The organism is Cytobacillus eiseniae (assembly GCF_017874625.1).
Lineage (GTDB): Bacteria > Bacillota > Bacilli > Bacillales > Cytobacillaceae > Cytobacillus > Cytobacillus eiseniae.
Genome location: NZ_JAGIKZ010000002.1, coordinates 74,893 through 95,763, shown reverse-complemented (window position 1 = coordinate 95,763; position 20,871 = coordinate 74,893). Strand labels below are relative to the sequence as shown.

Genomic DNA, 20,871 nt, shown 5'->3' with positions numbered 1-20,871 from the left:
GTTGCTCCAATCAACCGACCTATTCGGTAAACCATTTATTCTAACAATTGTTTTAAAAACAACAATCTTTTGAAAAGAGACAAATATAAACAAGAAGAGTTGCAGCCTTTGCTGCAACTCTTCTTGTTTATTTAATCAATTCAATTAATAAATCGCCTGTTTGAATAGCTTCTCCATTTTTAACATATATATCACCAATGACTCCTGAGAATGGAGCCTGTACTGTTGTTTCCATTTTCATTGCTTCTGTAATCATTAGGTGATCCCCTTTTGCAACCTTTTCTCCCTTTGCAACTACTACTTTTACGACAGTTCCTGGCATCGATGCACCGATATGTGTTTCATTATGAGGATCCGCCTTTATTTTAGATGCGACTGTCGCCTTAATACTTTCGTCTTTAATAATGACTTCACGTGGTTGACCATTTAACTCAAAATAAACAACTCGATTTCCATCAGCTTGTGGCTCACCAATCGAAACTAATTTTACAATTAATGTTTTACCTGTCTCAATTTCAATTTCAATTTCTTCTCCTAACCTCATCCCAAATAAGAATGTAGGTGTATCAAGTACAGATACATCGCCAAACTGTTCCACTGTTTTCCTATAATCCATAAAAACTTTTGGATAGAGAGCATATGCTAATTTTTCAAAGCTTGTCACTGGTCTGCCAAGCTCTTTAAATAATTTTTCTTTAATTATATCAAAATCAACTTTCTCTAATAATTCACCTGGTCGTACAGTAATTGGCTTTTTATCTTTCAAAATTACATTTTGAAGCTCTTTGGGAAAACCACCATAAGGTTGACCGAGATACCCTTCAAAAAGTTCAACAACTGAATCAGGGAAATTTAACGAATGACCCTTTTTAATCACCGATTCTTCATCCAGCTGATTTTGAACCATGTATAATGCCATGTCACCAACTACCTTTGAAGAAGGGGTAACTTTGACAATATCACCAAACATTTGATTTACTCGAGAATACATTTCCTTCACTTCATCCCATTTATCGCCTAAACCAACACCCTTTGCTTGCTGTTGGAGATTGCTATATTGTCCTCCTGGCATTTCATGCTGATAAACTTCAGAATGAGGAGACATCATGCCACTCTCAAAATCCTTATAATACTTTCTTACATCTTCCCAATAATAAGACAATTGCTCAAGTGCTTGAATATTAATTTTCGGTTTGCGGTTTGTACCTTCTAAAGCATAATAGAGTGAGTTTGCACTTGGCTGCGATGTCAATCCTGCCATCGAACTTACCGCAACATCAACAATATCAACGCCTGCCTCAATTGCCTTCGCATATGTGAAAATTCCATTTCCGCTCGTATCATGTGTATGAAGATGGATTGGAATATCAACCGTTGCTTTTAATTCAGAAATTAATTCAAAGGCAGATTGTGGCTTAAGTAAGCCAGCCATATCTTTAATACCTAAAATATGTGCCCCTTGGTTTTCAAGTTCCTTTGCTAACTGTTTATAATAATTTAAATCATATTTTGATTTAGTAGGATCAGAAATATCACCTGTATAACAAATGGCAGCTTCTGCTATTTTTCCCGTTTGTCTAACTGCATCTATTGCTACTTCCATCCCTTTAACCCAGTTTAAGCTATCAAAGATTCGGAAAACATCAATACCCGCATGTGCCGATTTCTCAACGAAATCGCGAATGACATTGTCTGGATAGTTTGTATAACCTACTGCATTTGAAGCCCTTAAAAGCATTTGGAAGAGAACATTTGGCATCTTTTCTCTTAAAGTAAGCAATCTTTCCCAAGGATCTTCTTTTAAAAAGCGATAAGCTACATCAAATGTTGCCCCGCCCCACATTTCAAATGAGAACATTTCTGGCAAAAGCTTTGCTGTTGGTTCAGCTATATGCTTAATATCTGTTGTACGAACACGTGTAGCAAGTAAAGATTGATGCGCATCACGGAATGTAGTATCAGTTAATAGCACTTCTTTTTGATCCTTCACCCATTTCACTAACCCCTCAGCACCTTGCTCATCTAAAATTTGCTTCGTGCCCTTTTGGTAGTCCATGCTGTAATTTAATTTAGGCACTCGAGGCGCATCAAAGACGGGTCTTTTTTTCGTCTCAATGCCAGGGAAACCATTAACCGTTACATTCGCAATATATGAAAGCATTTTTGTTCCACGGTCTTTGCTTTTAGGGAACATAAATAATTCTGGCGTTTGATCAATAAAAGATGTGTCATACTCGCCTTTAATAAATTTCTCATGTTTCACAACATTTTCAAGGAATGGGATATTTGTTTTTATCCCACGAATTCTAAATTCGCGAAGATTACGAACCATTTTTGATGCAGCTTGCTCAAACGTCATAGCTTGAGTAGATAATTTCACAAGCAAAGAATCATAATATGGTGTAATTACAGCTCCTTGGAAGCCGTTTCCAGCATCCAGACGGACTCCGAAACCTCCACCAGAACGATAGGCCATGATTTTCCCTGTGTCTGGCATGAAATTATTTAATGGATCCTCAGTCGTTACTCGAGACTGAATCGCATATCCATTTACATGTATATTTTCTTGTGTTGGAATGCCAACCTTTTCACCATGTAGATCATGTCCTGCAGCAACAAGGATTTGTGTTTGAACGATATCAACACCAGTAACCATTTCTGTAATCGTGTGTTCAACTTGTACACGTGGATTCACTTCAATGAAATAGAATTCATCACCAGAAACTAGAAATTCAACTGTACCCGCATTTATGTAATTTACATTCTTCATTAACCTGACCGCTGCTTCGCAAATATCCTCTCTTAGCTTGGCAGATAAAGATACACATGGGGCTACTTCAACAACCTTTTGATGTCGGCGCTGTACCGAACAATCTCTTTCAAATAGGTGAATTATATTTCCAGTATGATCCCCTAAAATTTGAACTTCAATATGCTTAGGCTTTTCTATAAACCTCTCAACATATACTTCATCATTACCAAATGCAGCCTTTGCTTCTGATTTTGCACGATTAAATGCTTCTACAACCTCTTTTTCCTCTTTGACAATCCTCATCCCTCTTCCACCACCACCAAGTGATGCTTTGATGATAATAGGATAGTTATAAATATTGCCAAAGCTTATGACCTCGTCCACAGATTGAACCGGGCCATCACTTCCAGGTATAACTGGTATTTCTGCGAGTTGTGCTTGTGTTCTAGCTTTTACCTTGTCACCAAACATATCTAAATGCTTTGATTTAGGTCCAATGAAAATGATGCCTTCTTCTTCACAACGTCTAGCAAAATGGATATTTTCTGATAAAAACCCATAGCCAGGATGAATGGCATCTACATCACTAACCTTTGCAATGTTAATGATGCCTTCAATATCTAAATAGGCATCAATTGGTTTTTTACCTTCTCCTATTAAATAGGCTTCATCAGCTTTATATCGATGGTATGAGCCAGAATCCTCTTTTGAATAAATGGCCACTGTTCTTATATGTAGTTCCGAGCATGCACGAAATACTCGAATGGCAATCTCTCCTCTGTTTGCTACTAACACTTTGTTAATTCTTTGGCTCAAAGAAAACACCCCTATTTGTTTGATTTATACAGAATCTTATGTATAGGATGGTCTGCATTTAACCATCCTATTTCTCTTAAATTTATTTACGATAATCATAAACACTGCCAGAAGCCCTTTGTCCTTATACAGTCTGACTATCGCTTTCTTTTTTCTTATATTTTTCCTCATAATTCACAAACATCGACACATTCACAAGGATTCCCATAGCCAATGCTAATTGTAAAAGCGAGGATCCCCCATAGCTAACAAATGGTAATGTTACACCTGTTAATGGAATTACCCCTGAAATACCAGCAAGGTTAATAAAAGATTGGATACCAATCATACTAGAAATCCCAATTGCTAATAAGCTGCCAAAAGGATCTTTACATTTTAATCCAATAAATACGCCTCTAAGCACAATATAACCTAGGGATAAAAGGACAAAACAAACCCCCAAAATACCAAGCTCTTCAGCAATAACAGCCATAATAAAGTCTGTATGGGCTTCAGGTAAATAGCCTAATTTCTGGACACTATTTCCTAAGCCTAAACCTTTTAATCCACCTGCGCCTAAAGCTAAATAAGAATTGACTAGCTGATAGCCAAATTCAGATGAAAACGGATCTTGAAACGCCTCGATACGCCCCATCCGTACCTTTGTGAAAATTTTATCTTTCATTACAAGGACAATCGGAGTAACAATCACAATTCCAATTAATCCGAGCTTAAAGATATTCTTATAATTCATGCCTGATGTAAAAATAATCGTAGCTGCAATGGCAAAAATTATCGCTGCAGATCCAAAATCCGGCTCCAAAGCAACTAACACACAGGCAAGAAATAGATAGGCAAGTGGCGGGACAACTCCCTTATTAAATTCATTAATATAGGATTGCTTTTTCGCATACACAGCAGACAAATAAATAATAACTGTTAATTTGACAAACTCGGATGGCTGTAAGCTCCTAGTTCCTAGCTCAAACCAGCTTTGCGCATTATTTGTAGCTTGTCCAAAAACGAAAAGGGCAAGTAACCCTCCTAATGAAAGGAATACCATCGGAACAAGAATTTTGTTACTTAGCATTGCCTTATAAGGGAAAATAGCCATTATACAAAAAGCAACAGCTGAAATTACTAGATGGTGCCGCTGCTTATTGAAGAAATAATCACTCTCCACATGATTAATTTGTACGGCAGTAACCATACTCGCGCTAAATACCATAACAAGTCCAAATATAGATAGAATTAATACTGTAATAATCAATGTGTAATCATATGATTTTAAAATTTTTTTAACCATCTAACACTCTTCCCTTTATCTTCTTGGTGTTTTATTTATTCGTCTAAAGTAGTAAAATATCCTGCAAAGAAGAGAAGATATATTTAATGTATCATACTATTTACCAAAAATCTATTATTATGTCATACTATAAAGTATATATGATACATAATGTGTGCATGATATCTTCTTCTATTTATTGCAATGATTAAAAAAACTCAAACAATCTAATTAGAATGTTTGAGTTTTTTTTCATTATTTTCTTACTGATGCTTCATGCAGAATAGAAAGCTCTTTCTCTAATTGACCTAAAATCGCTTTTCCTTCGGACTCTTCAATTAATCCGAGTCGAACAGCAAATTCTATTTCACGAGACAATCCAAACATTTGTGTATCAAGAACCTCTTCGTATAGAGGACATTGTGGCATGGTGAGATTGTCCATCTGCACTTTAATTAATTTTAATATTTTATCCGCATCAGCCTTCAACAGGGCGTTTGCTTTTTTCTTATGATCTAATATTGTTTCAGAAGTCAACTTTCAATCCCCCCGTTTCCGAGCGATTATCCTATCTATAAATTTTATACTTAAGAGAAGAAAAAAGCAAGGATAATACCTTGTACATAGGGAATAGAATTGCAACTTATATTGAATTTATTAAAAAATACTGAAATTATACTTATTCGCAAGAATTTCTAATAGCTTAATTCCTGCAATACTATTTCCTTTTTCATCAAGTGAGGGGCCGAATATTCCAATTCCATACTTATCTGGAACAATTCCCAGAATCCCGCCTGAAACACCACTTTTTGCAGGGATGCCCACTTTTATCGCAAATTCTCCAGAAGCATTATACATTCCACATGTAACCATAAATGTTTTACAAATCCGTGCAATATGTATAGGAATTAACTGTTCTCCTGTTTCGGGGTCTAATCCGTTTGATGCAAAAACGGCACCGATTCTTGCAAGCTCAAAACAATTCATTTCAATTGCACATTGTTTCGTATATAACCTCATTAGCTCTTCAATATCCCCGTCAATCACCTGATGCTGCTTCATAAAATAACATAGTGCTCGATTAAGCGATGCTGTTTCCAATTCTGATTTTGCTACTTCCACATTATAAGATATCTCATCGTTTTTGACTAAACATCTAACAAATTGAAGCATCCGCTCCCATTTTTCTTCCTCACTTTTGCCTACAATCATACTTGTAACTGCAAGAGCCCCTGCATTTATCATCGGATTAAGTGGTTTAGATGGAATCGATGTTTCAAGTTTTGATATTGAATTGAACGGATCACCTGTCGGTTCCATTCCTACTTTTCCAAAAACATAATCAGTGCCTCGATCTTGTAGTGCAAGTGCAAGGATTAGTACTTTTGATATACTTTGTAATGTGAATTTCTTCGTATATTCTCCTGCATAAACGCATGTATTATTCTTATCATAAATGGCAATGGACAAATCATTTTTATCAGCTTTTGATAATGCAGGAATATAATCAGCTACTTTTCCTGCTTCAGAAATAGAACGCACCTCATCTACGATTGTCTGTAAATCTGTATTGGATTTACACATCATATGTTTTCCTCCAAACAAAATAATATTATGTCTTTAGTCTTAGTCTATCAAATATATTCATTCCTGTATATTTGAAACGAATATGACAAATTTACTTAATAACTGTTATACTTACCTATATATTCTAGTGCTTAATCTTGTCCTTTAGGAGGTTTATAAGATGGAAAATATTATTTTACTGAATGGAAAAGTTACATATACGATCACACTTGATCCAGGTGTTTGGATATTTGATGACCGTCGAGTGGACCTGACTACATATTTTGATTCAGAGACTGAAAGAAAAGACGAGTTAGAGGAATATACGAAATCAATTTCGAAGCATTGGGATAGAGAAATTATGGAGGGAGCAATCTTTCCACCTACACTAAAAACAGAAAAAAAGTTCGAAAAGGAAAAAGTGTTAACAGGAACTTTCGGTATTCCATTTAAACCTTTTCTTAAAAATGCTGAACCGGATTCTTCAGCGAAAAGCCTTGTTATTGTAACAGAAAGTGAAGAGATTCATTTGCCCCTTTCTGAGGCGGAAGAATTAATTTTAGGTTTTTCAGAAAATGGGAAACCATTATTGAAAGATGGACCAGCTTATGTCTATTTTGGGGATGGAAGTAATAAAGACCAGCCAATCAAAAAAGTGAAGACATTTCGAGTAGAATAAAAATGAGAAAGGGCGATTATCACTAATCGCCCTTTCAATCATTTTATAAGAGATCTGCAGCTAACTGGGCAAGGCCAGAGCGTTCTCCCTTTATAAGCTTAATATGTCCTGAAATCGCTTGCTCTTTAAATCTTTCTACTACGTATGTTAAGCCGTTGTTATATGCATCTAAATACGGGTGATCGATTTGTTCAGGATCGCCCATTAAGACGATTTTGCTCCCTTCACCTACACGTGTTAGGATTGTTTTCACCTCATGTTTTGTTAAATTCTGCGCTTCATCAATAATGATATATTGATCAGGTATGCTTCTTCCCCGAATATAAGTTAATGCCTCCACTTCAATTGATCCCATTCCTGCCAAGATTGCATCTAATTCACCTGGTTTTTTCGTATTAAATAGGAACTCTAAATTATCAAAAATCGGCTGCATCCATGGTCTGAGCTTCTCTTCCTTTTCACCTGGAAGGAACCCTAGATCCTTTCCTACAGGAACAATCGGGCGAGCAACGAGAAGTTTTTTATAATAGCCAAAATCCTCAGTTTGCATTAATCCTGCGGCTAATGCCATCAATGTTTTACCTGTACCAGCTTTCCCTGTTAAAGTAACTAATGGCAAATCCCTTCTTAATAAAAGCTCCATCGCAATTGTTTGTTGCACATTCCTAGGCTTAATCCCCCAAATATGATCAAACTCAAAAATCAATTTTCTAATTTTTTTCCCCTTTAAATCTACTATGCCTAATGCGGAAGCAGAAGAACCAAGTAAATCTTTCATTAATATAAATTGATTAGGATATAGTGTGACATGCACAAAATCCTGGATTGGTAATTCTCCTTTTTCATAGAAGACATCTAATTGATCCTTTGAAATATGGATTTCCGCAAAGCCCGTATACAAGTGATCATTTTCAACAACACGATCACTTAAAAAATCTTCACAATTTAGACCGATTGCATCCGCTTTTACCCTAACAAGCGTATCCTTACTAACTAAAGTAACCGTACGGCCATTTTCTTTCATTCCTTCCTCTAGAGAAAGGTTCTTCGCTACAGCTAAAATCCGGTTATCATTTGTTTTTTCTATAAAAATATCTTGTAATTGCTGAAATGATCGATGATTTAATTCAATTCTTAGGCTTCCCCCATTTTCAAGAGGTATTTTCTCATGTAGCCTGCCTGTCTCTCTTAAACCGTCAATTAATCTTGAGACTTGCCTTGCATTTCTGCCGATTTCATCCATATATCTTTTCTTTGAATCAACCTCCTCTAACACCACTGCCGGAATTACTACTTCATTATTTTCGAATGAAAAAATTGAATTCGGGTCTTGTAATAAGACATTTGTATCTAATACATAAATTTTATTCAATTCGATGCCTCCTGCTCCTATTAGGTCATGTTAACAGTGGAACGAATTTAACTTTGATTTAATATATGTTTTTCCGAATAAAGATAGAAGAAATTTTGCACAATAATACATAAGATTACGGAGAAGTATATCTTTGGAGGTGGATACTTTATGAAAAAATGGCTATTTGTTATTATTGCTTCTTTCGTACTATGTGGTTGCGGGGCAAATAATAATCAATCACAAGAAAAACAAGATCAAACGATCGTAAATGTAAAAAATAGCGCAATTCAAGAGGTCGATCGTTCATCTGGACAAGATATTTCTAAACATCTAGTTTCTCTTGCAACAAGTATTCCTAATATAAATGATGCAACTGCAATTGTTTTAGGAAAATATGCAATCGTTGGCATTGATGTGAATAAAAACTTGGAACGTTCTGAGGTTGGGGCAATTAAATATTCAGTTGCAGAAAGCTTAAAAAACGATCCACATGGGGCAAGAGCGATCATTATTGCAGATCCTGACCTGAATGCTCGCCTTAAAGAAGTTTCTGAAGATATTCAAGCTGGTAGGCCTATTCAAGGCATCATGAATGAATTAGCAGATATTACTGGTAGACTTATGCCTGAAATACCTGCGGATATAATTGATCCGAATGAAAAAGATGCGACCGAAAAACCTAAAAAGAAGCTGAATAATAACGAAGAGAAAATATTAGATAAAGAACAAAATGAACAATCTAATCATCATAAAAATTAATAAATGAAAAAAGCTTAGTTGAACTAAGCTTTTTTCATTGCCTCCATCACTTGTCTATCTAAACGTGTAGCAGCAGCTATGTCATATGTTTTATCATATTCTGGAGCAATTGATATTTTCGATCCGTAAAACATGACATCGCGAACTTCAGAAATTGATAATTCTATTAATGCAAGCTTTAACGGAACATGATCGAGTTTTTCCTTTTTTACAATCGCCTTGCCACCAATAGAATATATTGACTCATTTGCAATCATAGTTATAACCACTTTATTATTTTGCATGATATTATGTACAATTCTAGATCGATTATCTACAGCAAAATGAATGGTTTCTTCATCCTTTGCAAAAACCCATGAGATTGCACTTACATTGGGACCACCTGTTTCAAAGTCTACAGTAGCGATAGTGACAAAACATTCTTGTTGCAGCTTATCGTATAACGCTTTCTCTAATTTTGGTTCCACTTGATTTGCCATCTGCATTCACCCCTTATACTCATCTTATTATGAGATCTAGTAACTTTCAAGTTCACAAAAGAAATTCGAAATGAAATCCTCCTTCATATATAATGAATGTATGAAGAAAAATAAGGATTTTTGGGGTGGCAAAATGAAAGTAAAATGCGTATTATGTGATAAAATTGAATCCATTGAAAATGAATCTTTACAAGCAAAGAAACTTCGCAATCGACCTATACATACGTATATGTGTAATGAATGCAATGAAAGAATCACAGAAAAAACACAGAAAAGATTTGAAACCGGAAATTTCAAGCTTTATGAAAGCAAAGCACCAGATGACGAGTGGTAAAAGAACAAATGCGCAGGCGCCTTGATCATCGCCGTACAAACTGGAAGGACTGTGACTGAGATAAAGGAAACACGGTGAGCGATAGCGAACCGATGTTGACTTATCGTAGGGAGCAGTACTGAAGTTTGGTAGGCGATAGGCGCCGGAGCTGGACGTAGACTAAACTACTCATATAGTTATACACAACATCCAAATTTAATATTTCCTAAACAAATATAGACAGGAAAGGCCCGTTTTAATGAACGGGCCTTTTCTTATTCTTCTGGATAGTTTTCGTACTTTTCTGGATTCGCACTAATTTGATTAAGCATAATTTCTATGAGCTCTCTTGGGTAACGTGTTTTCTTTCTTTCCCCATTATGATCATAATGGACATAATACATAATCTCATCGGTTTCAATTTCAATATTCGTTAGATGATGATCATCCACTAACATTCCCCAGAACATCGCCTCTGTTTCTGCTGCTGCATGATCATCAGGTCTTTCATCACAAACAATTTTGATTGTCAACCAATTGTATAACGCATCTTGTAATGAGTTCATATCCATTTCCCCATCCCTAAATTTCTCTTCCTTCATGTTTCTTTGTCTGTTGAAGTCGAATTTTGTAGATGATCAAAATTAATGCGGCTACTAATAAGCCTTCTGTAATTGGTAAAAAAACAGCAAAGAAAGTTAGTATGGTACATCCAAAAATAAGAAAAAGATAAATAACGATTGATTTAACAATTGGTAGTTTTTTTGCAAAGCCTAATTTAAAAACAATAATACATAAAACAACAATTGTTAAATAAAGCATCCACATTCCAACATCAGAGTTTTCCTGGACTTTGAATAAAGCAGCGAAAAAAGATAGACGCGAGGTTACATCCACTTTTTCTCCTCCCCCTTCACTCCTTAGCTCATTTCAGCATATTTTTTCTTTTTAGCACTTCTTTCCCGTTCGTTCTTATCAAGAATCTTTTTGCGCAAACGAATTGAATCAGGTGTAATTTCACAATACTCATCTTCATTTAAGTATTCTAAAGCCTCTTCAAGTGTCATAATACGCGGCTTTTTCATTGTAGATGTTTGATCTTTGTTAGCTGAACGGACATTCGTTGCATGTTTGACTTTCGTGATATTCACAGTGATGTCATTTTCACGAGTATGTTCTCCGACAATCATCCCTTCATAAATTTCAGTTCCCGCATCAACAAAGATAATTCCACGGTCCTCTACTTGCATAATACCATAAGTTGAAGTTTTTCCGCTCTCCATAGATACAAGAACACCTTGACGTCTTCCACCAACCTGCCCTTGTGCCATTGGCTGATAACTGTCAAATGTATGATTGATGATTCCAAAACCACGAGTTAGTGTTAAGAATTCAGTAGTATACCCGATCAACCCACGAGCTGGTACATTAAATACTAAACGAACTTGACCATTCCCGTTATTAACCATATCGAGCATTTCACCTTTACGTGCACCAATTGATTCCATAATTGAACCAGTATGTTCCTCAGGAACTTCGATTTGTACTCGTTCAATAGGTTCACAGCGCACGCCATCAATAACCCTAACAATTACTTCCGGTTTTGATACTTGTAACTCATAACCTTCACGACGCATATTCTCGATTAATATTGATAAATGGAGTTCTCCTCGACCAGATACGATCCATGCATCAGGTGATTCAGTATTTTCTACACGAAGACTTACATCTGTTTGTAATTGAGCACGTAATCTTTCCTCAATCTTTCTAGATGTTAAATATTTTCCTTCTTTTCCTGCAAATGGACTGTTATTAACTAGGAAAGTCATTTGCAATGTTGGTTCATCAATTCTTAAAATCGGCAATGCATCTTGATGTTCTACTGGGCAAACAGTTTCACCAACATTTATGTCCTCCATACCAGAAACCGCAATTAAATCACCTGCATAAGCTTCTTGTATTTCCTGACGTTTTAGACCAAAGAAACCGAAAATTTTCGTTACACGGAATTGCTTAACTGAACCATCTATTTTCATTAAAGCAACTTGTTGTCCAACTTTCATCGTTCCTCGAAAAACACGTCCAATCCCAATTCTCCCCACATAATCATTGTAATCAAGTAACGCTACTTGGAACTGAAGTGGTTCTTCTTTATTATCAATTGGTGCTGGGATATTTTCAATAATCGTTTCATATAAAGACTGCATATTTTCGTCTTGCTGACTTGGATCTTTACTTGAAGTTCCGTTAATTCCTGAAGCATAGATTACAGGAAAATCAAGCTGATCCTCATTGGCTTCAAGTTCAATGAATAAATCCAGTACCTCATCAACTACTTCGTCAGGACGAGCAAAGTCACGGTCAATTTTATTAACAACGACAATCGGAGTTAAATTCTGTTCCAATGCCTTTTTTAATACAAAGCGTGTTTGTGGCATACATCCTTCATATGCATCGACAACCAACAAAACTCCATCAACCATTTTCATAATTCGTTCTACTTCACCGCCAAAATCAGCATGTCCTGGCGTATCAAGAATATTAATACGTGTATCTTTATATTGAATTGCAGTATTTTTTGCTAATATTGTAATACCGCGCTCTCTTTCAATATCATTTGAATCCATTGCACGTTCTTCTACATGCTCATTTGAACGGAATGTTCCAGACTGTTTCAAAAGCTGATCAACCAAAGTCGTTTTTCCATGATCGACGTGTGCGATGATGGCAATATTACGAATGTCTTCTCTCAATTTCAAGGAAGTTCCTCCTACCTGTATTTAAACAATTTCAAGTTCTTTCGTACAACTGAAATATTATACCATAATTACTGTGGAAACCTATAAGCTTTTTGTGTAAAATATAAAGATAAACGAAAATTAATTTACCTAGTGCTGCTTTAACCTTCGTTTTTATAACCTTTTTTGCAAATGATCGAGCTCTAATTTTTCACTTCAAGAAAGAAAATCACTTCTTGGCGAGTGATTAACAGCCACTAAATGCTCGATTCATTCAACGAACAATCATTATTCGGTGATGCAAAACCTTTGATGATTGCCGTTATTACATATTGCTCCAAATAAGGAGGTTTTGGAATATGCAGAATATTAAATGGCCATTATTAGCTTTTGCGATTGTAGCAACTATATGCATCATGGGTGTTGGAATTGCAATTGCTGAAGAAAGTGTAGTTGGAATCCTTGCATGCATTCTTGTGCTTATATTCATCATGGGATTTGGCTTTAAAACAAAAAAGAAATTACGTGAAAATGGAAGCTTATAATGAGCCTTCATATAATTACAGAAGGCCCACATCTAAAATAAAAAACTTCCATTGTTAATTTGATGATCTTCACTTTAACGCTGCTCTAGATCATGTGTCTGTCGTCTTTCTGATGATGGACTTTTTTCTGTTCTCCTATCACGTTATATCACATATAGAAGAATTTTTTCTCTTCCCTAATCAAATGGAGTCCATCACCTTATAATGATGGACTCTCCTCTTTTTATTTGGCTGTTTTCGGAACCATTGTTGCTATTCACACATAATTTTGGTAAGGGTTGATTTCCACGTACGTGTGCTCCTTTCCGCGGGGTAGTCCGCTTGAGCCTCCTCGGAGCATCCGCTCCTGCTTAGGTCTCAGCTGTCCCACGCATCCCGCTGGAGTCTCGCACCTTCCGCTCCAATCAACCGACCTATTTGGTAAACCATTCATTCTAACAATTGATATAAAAACAACAATCTTTTAGAAAAGAGCCTTTAGAAAAGAACCTTATATTTTCAAAAAAACCTTCACCAATCCCCATTATTTAAATACTTCTGGATTATTTCTTCATGTAGACCTGGCCTTGCAATGAACAGTGAATTTTCTGCTAAAAGATCGAGTGGCTGCCCTTTTAATGTTGTGGCAATGCCTCCTAGTTCTTCAATTAAAATGATCCCTGCCGCAATATCCCATGGAGCGAGCCTTAATGATATATATGCATCCAATCTTCCTGATGCTATATAAGCCATCTCGATGGCTGCAGACCCATAGGAGCGTATGCCACGTGCATTTTTAACAAGCGGGGCTAACAAGGAAGGGTTTATCCGTTTATTTTCAGTAACCCATGTTGCATTCATCCCAATGATCGCTTCAGAAACATTCACATCTTCGAGCCTAGGAAGAGATAAATCATTTAAGAATACACCATTCCCTTTTATTGAATGATAAAGCTCGTCATGTACGACATCATATATTAATCCTATTTGTCCGACTCCATCTTCGTAAATCCCGATAGATATGGCAAAGTTCCGCTGTTGATGGATGAAGTTCATTGTGCCGTCAATCGGATCAATAATCCAAACAATCCCATCTAAATTGCTGAGCGAATCACCAAATCCTTCTTCACCGACAATCCTATGATTTGGATAATGATCGTTAATTTTGTTAATAAAAAATTGCTCTGTTCGTTTGTCAATATTTGTAACAAGGTCATTTGCATTTGATTTCGTTTCAATCGTTAGTGTTTTACTAAAAGATTGTTTAATCATTTGACTTGCTTCTTTCACCCATGTCTTTGCATTCTTATCAATTTCAAGCCAATTGGCCATTTTCTTCCCTCCGAGTACACTAATGACAATCCATCCAGTAAATGAAATATCATTAGCTTAATGGAAATCGACATTTGCTTCAAGCATAACATTCCCTTCCGGAAAAATAATAAACGAACCCCCGATATGATATAGGAGTTCGTTTTTATTGATTACATCTTATTTCATTGTACATTTCTCTCAAGCTTTCTCCTTTTACAGTGTCCGTTCTTTTTTAATGGATTTTAAAGGCTTTAAGTCTTACTAATTCCTCTCTAATTCTTTCTAGCCTTTTCTTGCTTTTTTGTTTCATTTCTTCATTCTGATCTGACATTGCCTCATATAATGTTGCAAGTTCATAATCCATTTCTAATCGCAGTACAGCCATCCTTTCCTTTTCACCAGCTTGATTCTTGACCGAGTTCATCAGTTGTTTCATTGCCATTACACCCCTTCCAAATAATCTTATTTTTTGTTTAATCTGATTATTTTTACTATTATATTATGAAGAATCTTGTATACTTGCAACAAATTTGTGCGATTACCTAATTTTACATATATATTATTTAATAAGCATGAAAATTACTGTTTTTTCATCAATATGCTACAATATTTGATAATACCTAGGAGGTTAATTTATGTCATTCACAGGATTTACAGATACTGATTTTAATGTTTTTACCATTGATGGGCTTGAAGAGCGGATGGATGCATTAAAAACACATATTCGACCAAAGCTTGAAGAATTAGGTCGATATTTCACACCTATGCTGGCCATGCAAGTTGGCAATGAAATGTTTCCTCATGTAGCAAAACATGCAAGACGTACGAAAAATCCACCAAAAGATACTTGGGTAGCATTTGCGAGTAATCCACGTGGGTATAAAATGCTCCCGCACTTTCAAATTGGACTGTGGGAAACACATGTATTTATCTGGTTTGCTCTTATATATGAAGCTCCGAATAAAGTCGCTTTTGGAGAAAAGCTAGAAGTAAATACGGATAAAATCTATCAGCAAATTCCTAATCATTTCGTTTGGTCTGTTGACCATACAAAACCAGATGCTATACAGCAAAGTGATGTAACGAAGGATGAACTCCAAGCCATGTTCGTGCGCCTGCAAAAGGTTAAAAAATCAGAAATCTTATGCGGGTTAACTATCGCTAAAGAGGATGCAATAAAAATGGAGCCAGAAGAATTTCTTAAAACAGCAGAATCAGTCTTTAAGACTTTAGTGCCGCTTTATCAAATGAATTAACACTCTTTTTTCTAAAACCTCCATAAAGGAGGTTTTTATTATTTTATTTTTACTTTCATACCAGATTCTGCTTCTTTAACGGTCTTAACTGTTCGGTAGGATGAAAAGCCGCTTACCTCTTCAAACTCTCGACATATATTTCTCTCCTGTGCTTTGCCAGGCACTATTTCCTTAAAGCGTCTATATATTTCTAAAAACTGATCACGATCAACACCTTTATCATAAGCTTGTTCAACCTTTTGGAAAAAGCTGATTACGTCAATAATTTCTTCTGTTGACCAATCATGATCAATTGGATACTGATATTCCATTTGCTTCACCCCATATGTAGTTCTAGTTAGTATGTTTTATTATTGTCCAACCATCCATTTTTTTCGAATCTTCTCACCATCAGATATCATTCGCTCAAAGAGTTCTTTAACAGTCGGCACATCCTTTATTAATCCCATTACTTGTCCTGCCCAGGCATACCCCTCATCTTCTTTTCCTTCATAAATATATCTTTTATTAGCATTCCCACTAATATAATCTTTTAATTGATCGTAGCCACCAGCGTTATTTTCTATATCAAGGATTTTTTCTGCCCAACTATTCGAAATCACTCTTGCAGGGGCACCAATGGATCGTTTAATGACTGTTGTATCTTGCTCACTTCCCTCAACTAGTCTTGATTTATATAAGTCAGATGCATGGATGCACTCTTTCGTTGCAACAAATCTAGTCCCCATCTCAATCCCTTCTGCACCTAAGCACATAGCAGCTAACATTCCTCTGCCGTCACCTATTCCACCAGAAGCAATGACTGGGATAGAAACAGCATCGACCACTTGAGGAATTAATACCATGGAGCCGACATCATCCCTTCCTAAATGCCCTCCACCCTCTTGACCAACAACCATAACTGCATCTGCACCAAGTTCTTCTGCCTTTACCGCTTGCCTTTTTGCAGCTACAAGTACAAGTTTCTTTATCTTCGTCCCCTTTAATTGTTCAAAAAGCGGGGCTGGATTTCCCCCTGTCATCGAAATCACAGGAACGTCTTCTTCAATTGCTATTTCTAAATAATGTGAAAAGGGCCTGCCATGCTGACCGATTGCAAAATTCACACCAAATGGCTGATCAGTCAATGCTTTAACCTTTTGAATTTCTTCTCTAAGTGCTTCAGGGCTATCAAGAGACATTGCCGTTACTTGCCCTAGTCCGCCAGCATTAGATACAGCTGCAGCTAAGTCTGAGTAGGCTAGATGGGCTAAGCCGCCCTGAATAATTGGATACTTTATATTAAGTAATTCCGTTACTCTAGTATTCCACTGCATAATAAAACCTCCTTCATTTGCACCTTCCCTTTAAATAATTCTATATTAATGTTATATTTTCCTGTCTATATCAGAAACTATTTAGAAAAGGATCTAAGCAAAAAAAGTAGGCTGTATTAAAAAATACCGAAGCATGAATCAATGAAACCATTCATCTTATTAAAACTTTCTATGCAAAGAAATCGAATAATGCTATAATTCATATGTTTTATTACTTTTAGTTAAAGAGGTGTTACATTAAATTGTCACAATTCGAAACACCGTTATTTAGCGGTTTACTAACTCACGCAAAAAAAAATCCAGTTCAATTCCATATACCCGGTCATAAAAAAGGAACTGGAATTGATCCCGAATTTAGAGAATATATTGGTGACAATGCTCTTGCGATAGACTTAATTAACATTGGCCCACTAGATGATCTCCATCAGCCAAAAGGAATTATTAAGGCTGCTCAAGATCTAGCTGCTGAAGCTTTTGGTGCAGACCATACCTTCTTTTCAGTACAAGGAACGAGCGGGGCAATCATGACAATGGTTATGGCTGTCTGTGGACCAGGAGAAAAAATAATTGTTCCTCGAAATGTTCATAAATCGGTTATGTCGGCAATTGTCTTTTCTGGAGCAACCCCTATTTTTATTCATCCAGAAATTGATAAGGACTTAGGGATATCTCATGGCATAACGACAGATTCAGTTTCTAGAGCACTTGAGCAGCATCCTGATGCAAAGGGTGTACTAGTGATTAATCCAACGTATTTCGGCGTTTCAGCGGACCTAAAAAGAATTGTAGAAATTGCGCACAGCTATAATGTACCTGTTCTTGTAGATGAAGCACACGGTGTTCATATTCATTTCCATGATGAATTGCCATTATCCGCGATGCAGGCTGGTGCAGATTTAGCTGCAACTAGTGTCCATAAGCTAGGTGGATCGATGACACAAAGCTCGATTCTTAATATGAAAGGCAATCTCGTCTCAGCAAAACGAGTTCAATCCATACTCAGTATGCTGACAACCACTTCTACCTCCTACTTGCTACTTGCGTCATTAGATGTTGCAAGGAAACAATTAGCGATTAACGGGAAGCAATTACTTGATCAAACAATCTCATTAGCTCAATCTATTCGAAGCAGGATTAATGAAATTGAGCATCTTTATTGTGTAGGAGAAGAAATATTAGAAACAAACGCAGCTTTTGGCTATGACCCAACAAAACTAATCATCTCTGTTAAGGAATTAGGCCTAAGTGGATTTGAGGTGGAAGTGTGGCTCCGTGAACATTATCAGATTGAAGTGGAAATGTCTGATTTATATAATATTCTTTGTATTATTACACCTGGAGATACTGAAAAAGAAGCGGATATTTTGATTCAAGCTTTAAAGGAACTATCAAAAGAAAGACACCACTCACCTCAGGAGCTTAAAGCCAATGTCTTATTACCTGATATTCCAGTATTAGCTCTTTCTCCTCGAGATGCATTTTATGCTGACACTGAGTTGATCCCTTTTGACCAATCTGTTGGTCGAATTATCGCTGAATTTATTATGGTGTACCCTCCTGGAATACCAATCTTTATTCCAGGTGAAATAATCACCTCAGAAAACTTAACTTATATTAAAACAAATATGGAAGCAGGTCTTCCAGTACAAGGACCTGAAGATTATGATTTTAAATACTTACGTGTAATCAAAGAACACCGTGCAATAAGGTAAGAATCCAAAAAAATAAAGAAAGAGCCTCCAATTTTCAGGAGGCTCTTTATATTAATTAACAGCTTCATTCAGCTTTGTATAAATATTATTTGTTTTCTCTCTTTTTCTCTTCATCACAGCAATTACATTTCGAATATAAAACTGTTACCTTCTCATCCTCGAAGTGATCAATTGTCGAATTACAAGTTTGGCATACAAGTGTGCCCATTTTCATTCTCCCTTTCAATGTGTTTTCGCATCTAATGAAAGCGCTTTTATCACCTAATTACATAATAATATAACATTATTATTTTTTCAAGCCTAAATTGTATAACACCTATTGAAAAAATACGCATATACCTTTATTGTAATACGATTAATATACTCAATTAGTATGACACATTAAAATAACATAGGAATCGTATTCTATGTAAGAAAAAAGTGAACGAGCAAAAATTTTACTCGTTCATCCCTTTTTTACTATCGCTGTTCTAAACTAACCATAAAAAAAACAGGCAATCCATCTGCCTATTTATATTATTCATACTGCGTCTCAAATACAGGTGTCGGGATAACAATTTTAAAAAATTGGCTTAAATCAAGTGCCTGCTGAATTGTACTCATCTTAAATACCTTTTGTAAAAATTCTGTGTCATCGAGGTCTTTAGGGTCGAGGAGAGTGGAGCGGCCAGTCTGCATACAAACGACAAGAGGCTTTCCAAAGAAGAGATTTGTAAATACAATACCGAAATCGTATCTTGTTTGATCAGTTGTAAAACCGATAAAGCGAACTTTCGCATTTTCATGTTCATCATAAAGCTTATCAAATAAATTCATCTTTACCCTCCTTTATATTTTAATATTTAGAATATTATTATAATTTGTTTTTTGGTTTATTTCAACTATTTTTTATAATTCTACTGATTAAGTTGTCAGAAGTTTTTATTAAATGCTAGAATGAATAGGAAAGTATACATGATATGGGGGGATGGATGGTGGCAAGTAACGCATATATTAAGCTCGTGCCTTCATCAGCTAAAGGTGATATATCAACGGCGGAAGTTAAGGATTTATTTCAATATTTTAAAGAAATCACTGCAAAAACTGGAAAACAGGTCGACTGGAAGTATAATGAAGCAGCATTTCCTTATGAGTTAAAAGAAATGGAAGATGGAAAAGGGGAATGGTTCTATCTGAAATCAGCAAATGATCGTTACAACATCATATTATTAGGTGTTGATAAAGAAACGGTCCACAATGAAGATGGGTCAGAACACGAGCAAACATACATACAAATAACCTTGCCTGAAACTTCAACTTATGGGGATAAAGGAAAGGCAAATGAATTTTGCCGGTTTTTAGCTAAGAAATTAAAAGGTGAATTACATTTATTTAATGGTCGAATCATGTATTTTTATCCAAGAAAATAATTTATGATATACTAGTTGTTAAAATAGAAGGACGGCTCCCTTGCTGTTCTTCTATTTTTCCGATTTTGCAATTCAACAATGAGGTGATACATATGTTAAAAAAACAAATAATTATTATCGGGATTATAAGTCTTATTATTACAATCCTGTCTCCATTCTATTTCGTATCCTATATTGAAGCTCTACCTGATTCTCTCAATCAAAAGTTGGCATTTGGTGGTCCATTTCCTTTTGCTGAACAAACATTTACACTTCCTGATGAGGAGAATCAATACCCATTAGAAGTCCATTTTGAATCTCCTTTTGAGAAAGAGACAAAATATAAGATTACACCATTTATCTTTTCATATATTTGCCTTTTCTTATTTTTCTTCGCTTTATATACAATCATTGCAAGATTTTTCACAAGAAAACCAGTGAGAGAGCCGGAAGAATAGGCTCTTTTTCTCTTTTTATCAGCTTAAAACGCTCATTGTCAAATGAAAGGAACAATATAAGGTAAGACTGACAGAAGTTATAAAAAAAGTCTTCTTCACTGATTTCATAATACTATTTCCTAAGATGATGGCAATGTAAAAAAAGACAAAAAACATTAGAATCTTATAATGCAACTGATCATA

At 35.8% G+C, this 20,871-nt stretch carries 23 protein-coding genes; 8 read left to right on the top strand and 15 right to left on the bottom strand.

Annotation, left to right across the window (positions count from 1 at the left end):
* Window positions 1–127: 127 nt before the first annotated feature.
* From pyc to glsA, 4 genes are all read right to left on the bottom strand, one after another.
* Window positions 128–3,568: a pyruvate carboxylase gene (gene pyc / locus J2Z40_RS02650; protein ID WP_066393262.1), complete on the bottom strand. Its 3,441-nt coding sequence runs from the start codon at window positions 3,566–3,568 to the stop codon at window positions 128–130.
* Window positions 3,569–3,692: 124 nt separating this feature from the next.
* Window positions 3,693–4,853, bottom strand: coding sequence for an FtsW/RodA/SpoVE family cell cycle protein (locus J2Z40_RS02645; RefSeq protein ID WP_066393254.1), 1,161 nt, complete (start codon window positions 4,851–4,853; stop codon window positions 3,693–3,695).
* 234 nt (window positions 4,854–5,087) lie between these two features.
* Window positions 5,088–5,369, bottom strand: a complete 282-nt coding sequence (locus J2Z40_RS02640; protein ID WP_066393253.1) for an Fpa/YlaN family protein — start codon at window positions 5,367–5,369, stop codon at window positions 5,088–5,090.
* A gap of 120 nt (window positions 5,370–5,489) precedes the next feature.
* Entirely contained in the window at window positions 5,490–6,419 is a 930-nt protein-coding gene (glsA, locus tag J2Z40_RS02635) for a glutaminase A (RefSeq protein WP_066393251.1), read from the bottom strand.
* A gap of 160 nt (window positions 6,420–6,579) precedes the next feature.
* On the opposite strand from glsA, the gene J2Z40_RS02630 reads away from it, so the two are divergent.
* Window positions 6,580–7,077 carry a hypothetical protein gene (locus J2Z40_RS02630; protein ID WP_066393250.1) on the top strand — a complete coding sequence of 166 codons (498 nt, stop codon included), beginning with the start codon at window positions 6,580–6,582 and terminating at the stop codon, window positions 7,075–7,077.
* A gap of 43 nt (window positions 7,078–7,120) precedes the next feature.
* Here the strand turns inward: J2Z40_RS02630 and J2Z40_RS02625 are convergent, their stop codons facing one another.
* Entirely contained in the window at window positions 7,121–8,449 is a 1,329-nt protein-coding gene (locus tag J2Z40_RS02625) for a PhoH family protein (RefSeq protein ID WP_066393248.1), read from the bottom strand.
* Window positions 8,450–8,599: 150 nt separating this feature from the next.
* Here J2Z40_RS02625 and J2Z40_RS02620 point away from each other — a divergent pair, with 150 nt between their 5' ends.
* On the top strand, window positions 8,600–9,190 hold the full coding sequence (locus tag J2Z40_RS02620; RefSeq protein WP_066393245.1) for a YhcN/YlaJ family sporulation lipoprotein: 591 nt from the start codon (window positions 8,600–8,602) through the stop codon (window positions 9,188–9,190).
* A gap of 23 nt (window positions 9,191–9,213) precedes the next feature.
* On the opposite strand, the gene J2Z40_RS02615 is transcribed toward J2Z40_RS02620, so the two are convergent.
* Complete coding sequence (locus tag J2Z40_RS02615) at window positions 9,214–9,669, bottom strand: pyridoxamine 5'-phosphate oxidase family protein (RefSeq protein ID WP_066393242.1); 456 nt, start codon at window positions 9,667–9,669, stop codon at window positions 9,214–9,216.
* Window positions 9,670–9,802: 133 nt separating this feature from the next.
* Here J2Z40_RS02615 and J2Z40_RS02610 point away from each other — a divergent pair, with 133 nt between their 5' ends.
* The gene (locus J2Z40_RS02610) at window positions 9,803–10,003 is read left to right on the top strand and encodes a YlaI family protein (RefSeq protein ID WP_066399208.1); all 201 of its coding nucleotides are present in this window, start codon (window positions 9,803–9,805) and stop codon (window positions 10,001–10,003) included.
* A gap of 254 nt (window positions 10,004–10,257) precedes the next feature.
* Here the strand turns inward: J2Z40_RS02610 and J2Z40_RS02605 are convergent, their stop codons facing one another.
* Genes J2Z40_RS02605 through typA form a run of 3 tightly spaced genes read right to left on the bottom strand, consistent with a single transcriptional unit; the run spans window position 10,258 to window position 12,741 of the window.
* The gene (locus J2Z40_RS02605) at window positions 10,258–10,548 is read right to left on the bottom strand and encodes a hypothetical protein (RefSeq protein WP_066399205.1); all 291 of its coding nucleotides are present in this window, start codon (window positions 10,546–10,548) and stop codon (window positions 10,258–10,260) included.
* Window positions 10,549–10,564: 16 nt separating this feature from the next.
* Window positions 10,565–10,879, bottom strand: a complete 315-nt coding sequence (locus J2Z40_RS02600; protein WP_066393240.1) for a YlaH-like family protein — start codon at window positions 10,877–10,879, stop codon at window positions 10,565–10,567.
* A gap of 23 nt (window positions 10,880–10,902) precedes the next feature.
* On the bottom strand, window positions 10,903–12,741 hold the full coding sequence (gene typA / locus J2Z40_RS02595) for a translational GTPase TypA (RefSeq protein ID WP_066393237.1): 1,839 nt from the start codon (window positions 12,739–12,741) through the stop codon (window positions 10,903–10,905).
* Window positions 12,742–13,079: 338 nt separating this feature from the next.
* Between typA and J2Z40_RS02590 the strand changes: the two genes are divergently transcribed.
* Complete coding sequence (locus J2Z40_RS02590; protein WP_066393235.1) at window positions 13,080–13,265, top strand: YlaF family protein; 186 nt, start codon at window positions 13,080–13,082, stop codon at window positions 13,263–13,265.
* Between the two features lie 510 nt (window positions 13,266–13,775).
* Here the strand turns inward: J2Z40_RS02590 and J2Z40_RS02585 are convergent.
* Window positions 13,776–14,576, bottom strand: a complete 801-nt coding sequence (locus J2Z40_RS02585) for an inositol monophosphatase family protein (protein WP_066393232.1) — start codon at window positions 14,574–14,576, stop codon at window positions 13,776–13,778.
* 214 nt (window positions 14,577–14,790) lie between these two features.
* Window positions 14,791–14,994, bottom strand: a complete 204-nt coding sequence (locus J2Z40_RS02580; RefSeq protein ID WP_066399203.1) for a hypothetical protein — start codon at window positions 14,992–14,994, stop codon at window positions 14,791–14,793.
* 199 nt (window positions 14,995–15,193) lie between these two features.
* Here J2Z40_RS02580 and J2Z40_RS02575 point away from each other — a divergent pair, with 199 nt between their 5' ends.
* Window positions 15,194–15,814, top strand: a complete 621-nt coding sequence (locus J2Z40_RS02575) for a YktB family protein (RefSeq protein ID WP_066393229.1) — start codon at window positions 15,194–15,196, stop codon at window positions 15,812–15,814.
* Between the two features lie 38 nt (window positions 15,815–15,852).
* Here J2Z40_RS02575 and J2Z40_RS02570 read toward each other — a convergent pair whose 3' ends face one another.
* On the bottom strand, window positions 15,853–16,125 hold the full coding sequence (locus tag J2Z40_RS02570) for a UPF0223 family protein (protein WP_066393227.1): 273 nt from the start codon (window positions 16,123–16,125) through the stop codon (window positions 15,853–15,855).
* Between the two features lie 39 nt (window positions 16,126–16,164).
* Window positions 16,165–17,130 (bottom strand): NAD(P)H-dependent flavin oxidoreductase, encoded by a 966-nt coding sequence (locus J2Z40_RS02565; protein ID WP_066393225.1) that lies wholly within the window; start codon window positions 17,128–17,130, stop codon window positions 16,165–16,167.
* Between the two features lie 242 nt (window positions 17,131–17,372).
* Here J2Z40_RS02565 and J2Z40_RS02560 point away from each other — a divergent pair, with 242 nt between their 5' ends.
* A complete protein-coding gene (locus J2Z40_RS02560; RefSeq protein ID WP_066393222.1) occupies window positions 17,373–18,842 on the top strand; it encodes an aminotransferase class I/II-fold pyridoxal phosphate-dependent enzyme in 1,470 nt (489 codons plus the stop codon).
* Between the two features lie 85 nt (window positions 18,843–18,927).
* Here the strand turns inward: J2Z40_RS02560 and J2Z40_RS02555 are convergent, their stop codons facing one another.
* Together J2Z40_RS02555 and J2Z40_RS02550 are read right to left on the bottom strand one after the other, a co-directional pair.
* Window positions 18,928–19,050 (bottom strand): GapA-binding peptide SR1P, encoded by a 123-nt coding sequence (locus J2Z40_RS02555; RefSeq protein ID WP_083953873.1) that lies wholly within the window; start codon window positions 19,048–19,050, stop codon window positions 18,928–18,930.
* Between the two features lie 308 nt (window positions 19,051–19,358).
* Entirely contained in the window at window positions 19,359–19,658 is a 300-nt protein-coding gene (locus tag J2Z40_RS02550) for a DUF3055 domain-containing protein (protein ID WP_066393220.1), read from the bottom strand.
* Window positions 19,659–19,816: 158 nt separating this feature from the next.
* On the opposite strand from J2Z40_RS02550, the gene J2Z40_RS02545 reads away from it, so the two are divergent.
* Window positions 19,817–20,251: a DUF1885 family protein gene (locus J2Z40_RS02545; RefSeq protein ID WP_180316797.1), complete on the top strand. Its 435-nt coding sequence runs from the start codon at window positions 19,817–19,819 to the stop codon at window positions 20,249–20,251.
* Between the two features lie 92 nt (window positions 20,252–20,343).
* Window positions 20,344–20,688, top strand: a complete 345-nt coding sequence (locus J2Z40_RS02540) for a hypothetical protein (RefSeq protein WP_066393210.1) — start codon at window positions 20,344–20,346, stop codon at window positions 20,686–20,688.
* Window positions 20,689–20,871 lie beyond the last annotated feature (183 nt).

What these genes read in the sequence shown, in the direction of transcription:
- J2Z40_RS02645 (WP_066393254.1), bottom strand. Translation starts at nt 4,853, where the DNA reads ATGGTTAAAAAAATTTTAAAATCATATGATTACACATTGATTATTACA.
- glsA (WP_066393251.1), bottom strand. Translation starts at nt 6,419, where the DNA reads ATGATGTGTAAATCCAATACAGATTTACAGACAATCGTAGATGAGGTG.
- J2Z40_RS02630 (WP_066393250.1), top strand. Translation starts at nt 6,580, where the DNA reads ATGGAAAATATTATTTTACTGAATGGAAAAGTTACATATACGATCACA.
- J2Z40_RS02620 (WP_066393245.1), top strand. Translation starts at nt 8,600, where the DNA reads ATGAAAAAATGGCTATTTGTTATTATTGCTTCTTTCGTACTATGTGGT.
- J2Z40_RS02615 (WP_066393242.1), bottom strand. Translation starts at nt 9,669, where the DNA reads ATGGCAAATCAAGTGGAACCAAAATTAGAGAAAGCGTTATACGATAAG.
- J2Z40_RS02610 (WP_066399208.1), top strand. Translation starts at nt 9,803, where the DNA reads ATGAAAGTAAAATGCGTATTATGTGATAAAATTGAATCCATTGAAAAT.
- J2Z40_RS02605 (WP_066399205.1), bottom strand. Translation starts at nt 10,548, where the DNA reads ATGAACTCATTACAAGATGCGTTATACAATTGGTTGACAATCAAAATT.
- J2Z40_RS02590 (WP_066393235.1), top strand. Translation starts at nt 13,080, where the DNA reads ATGCAGAATATTAAATGGCCATTATTAGCTTTTGCGATTGTAGCAACT.
- J2Z40_RS02585 (WP_066393232.1), bottom strand. Translation starts at nt 14,576, where the DNA reads ATGGCCAATTGGCTTGAAATTGATAAGAATGCAAAGACATGGGTGAAA.
- J2Z40_RS02580 (WP_066399203.1), bottom strand. Translation starts at nt 14,994, where the DNA reads ATGAAACAACTGATGAACTCGGTCAAGAATCAAGCTGGTGAAAAGGAA.
- J2Z40_RS02575 (WP_066393229.1), top strand. Translation starts at nt 15,194, where the DNA reads ATGTCATTCACAGGATTTACAGATACTGATTTTAATGTTTTTACCATT.
- J2Z40_RS02570 (WP_066393227.1), bottom strand. Translation starts at nt 16,125, where the DNA reads ATGGAATATCAGTATCCAATTGATCATGATTGGTCAACAGAAGAAATT.
- J2Z40_RS02565 (WP_066393225.1), bottom strand. Translation starts at nt 17,130, where the DNA reads ATGCAGTGGAATACTAGAGTAACGGAATTACTTAATATAAAGTATCCA.
- J2Z40_RS02555 (WP_083953873.1), bottom strand. Translation starts at nt 19,050, where the DNA reads ATGGGCACACTTGTATGCCAAACTTGTAATTCGACAATTGATCACTTC.
- J2Z40_RS02550 (WP_066393220.1), bottom strand. Translation starts at nt 19,658, where the DNA reads ATGAATTTATTTGATAAGCTTTATGATGAACATGAAAATGCGAAAGTT.
- J2Z40_RS02540 (WP_066393210.1), top strand. Translation starts at nt 20,344, where the DNA reads ATGTTAAAAAAACAAATAATTATTATCGGGATTATAAGTCTTATTATT.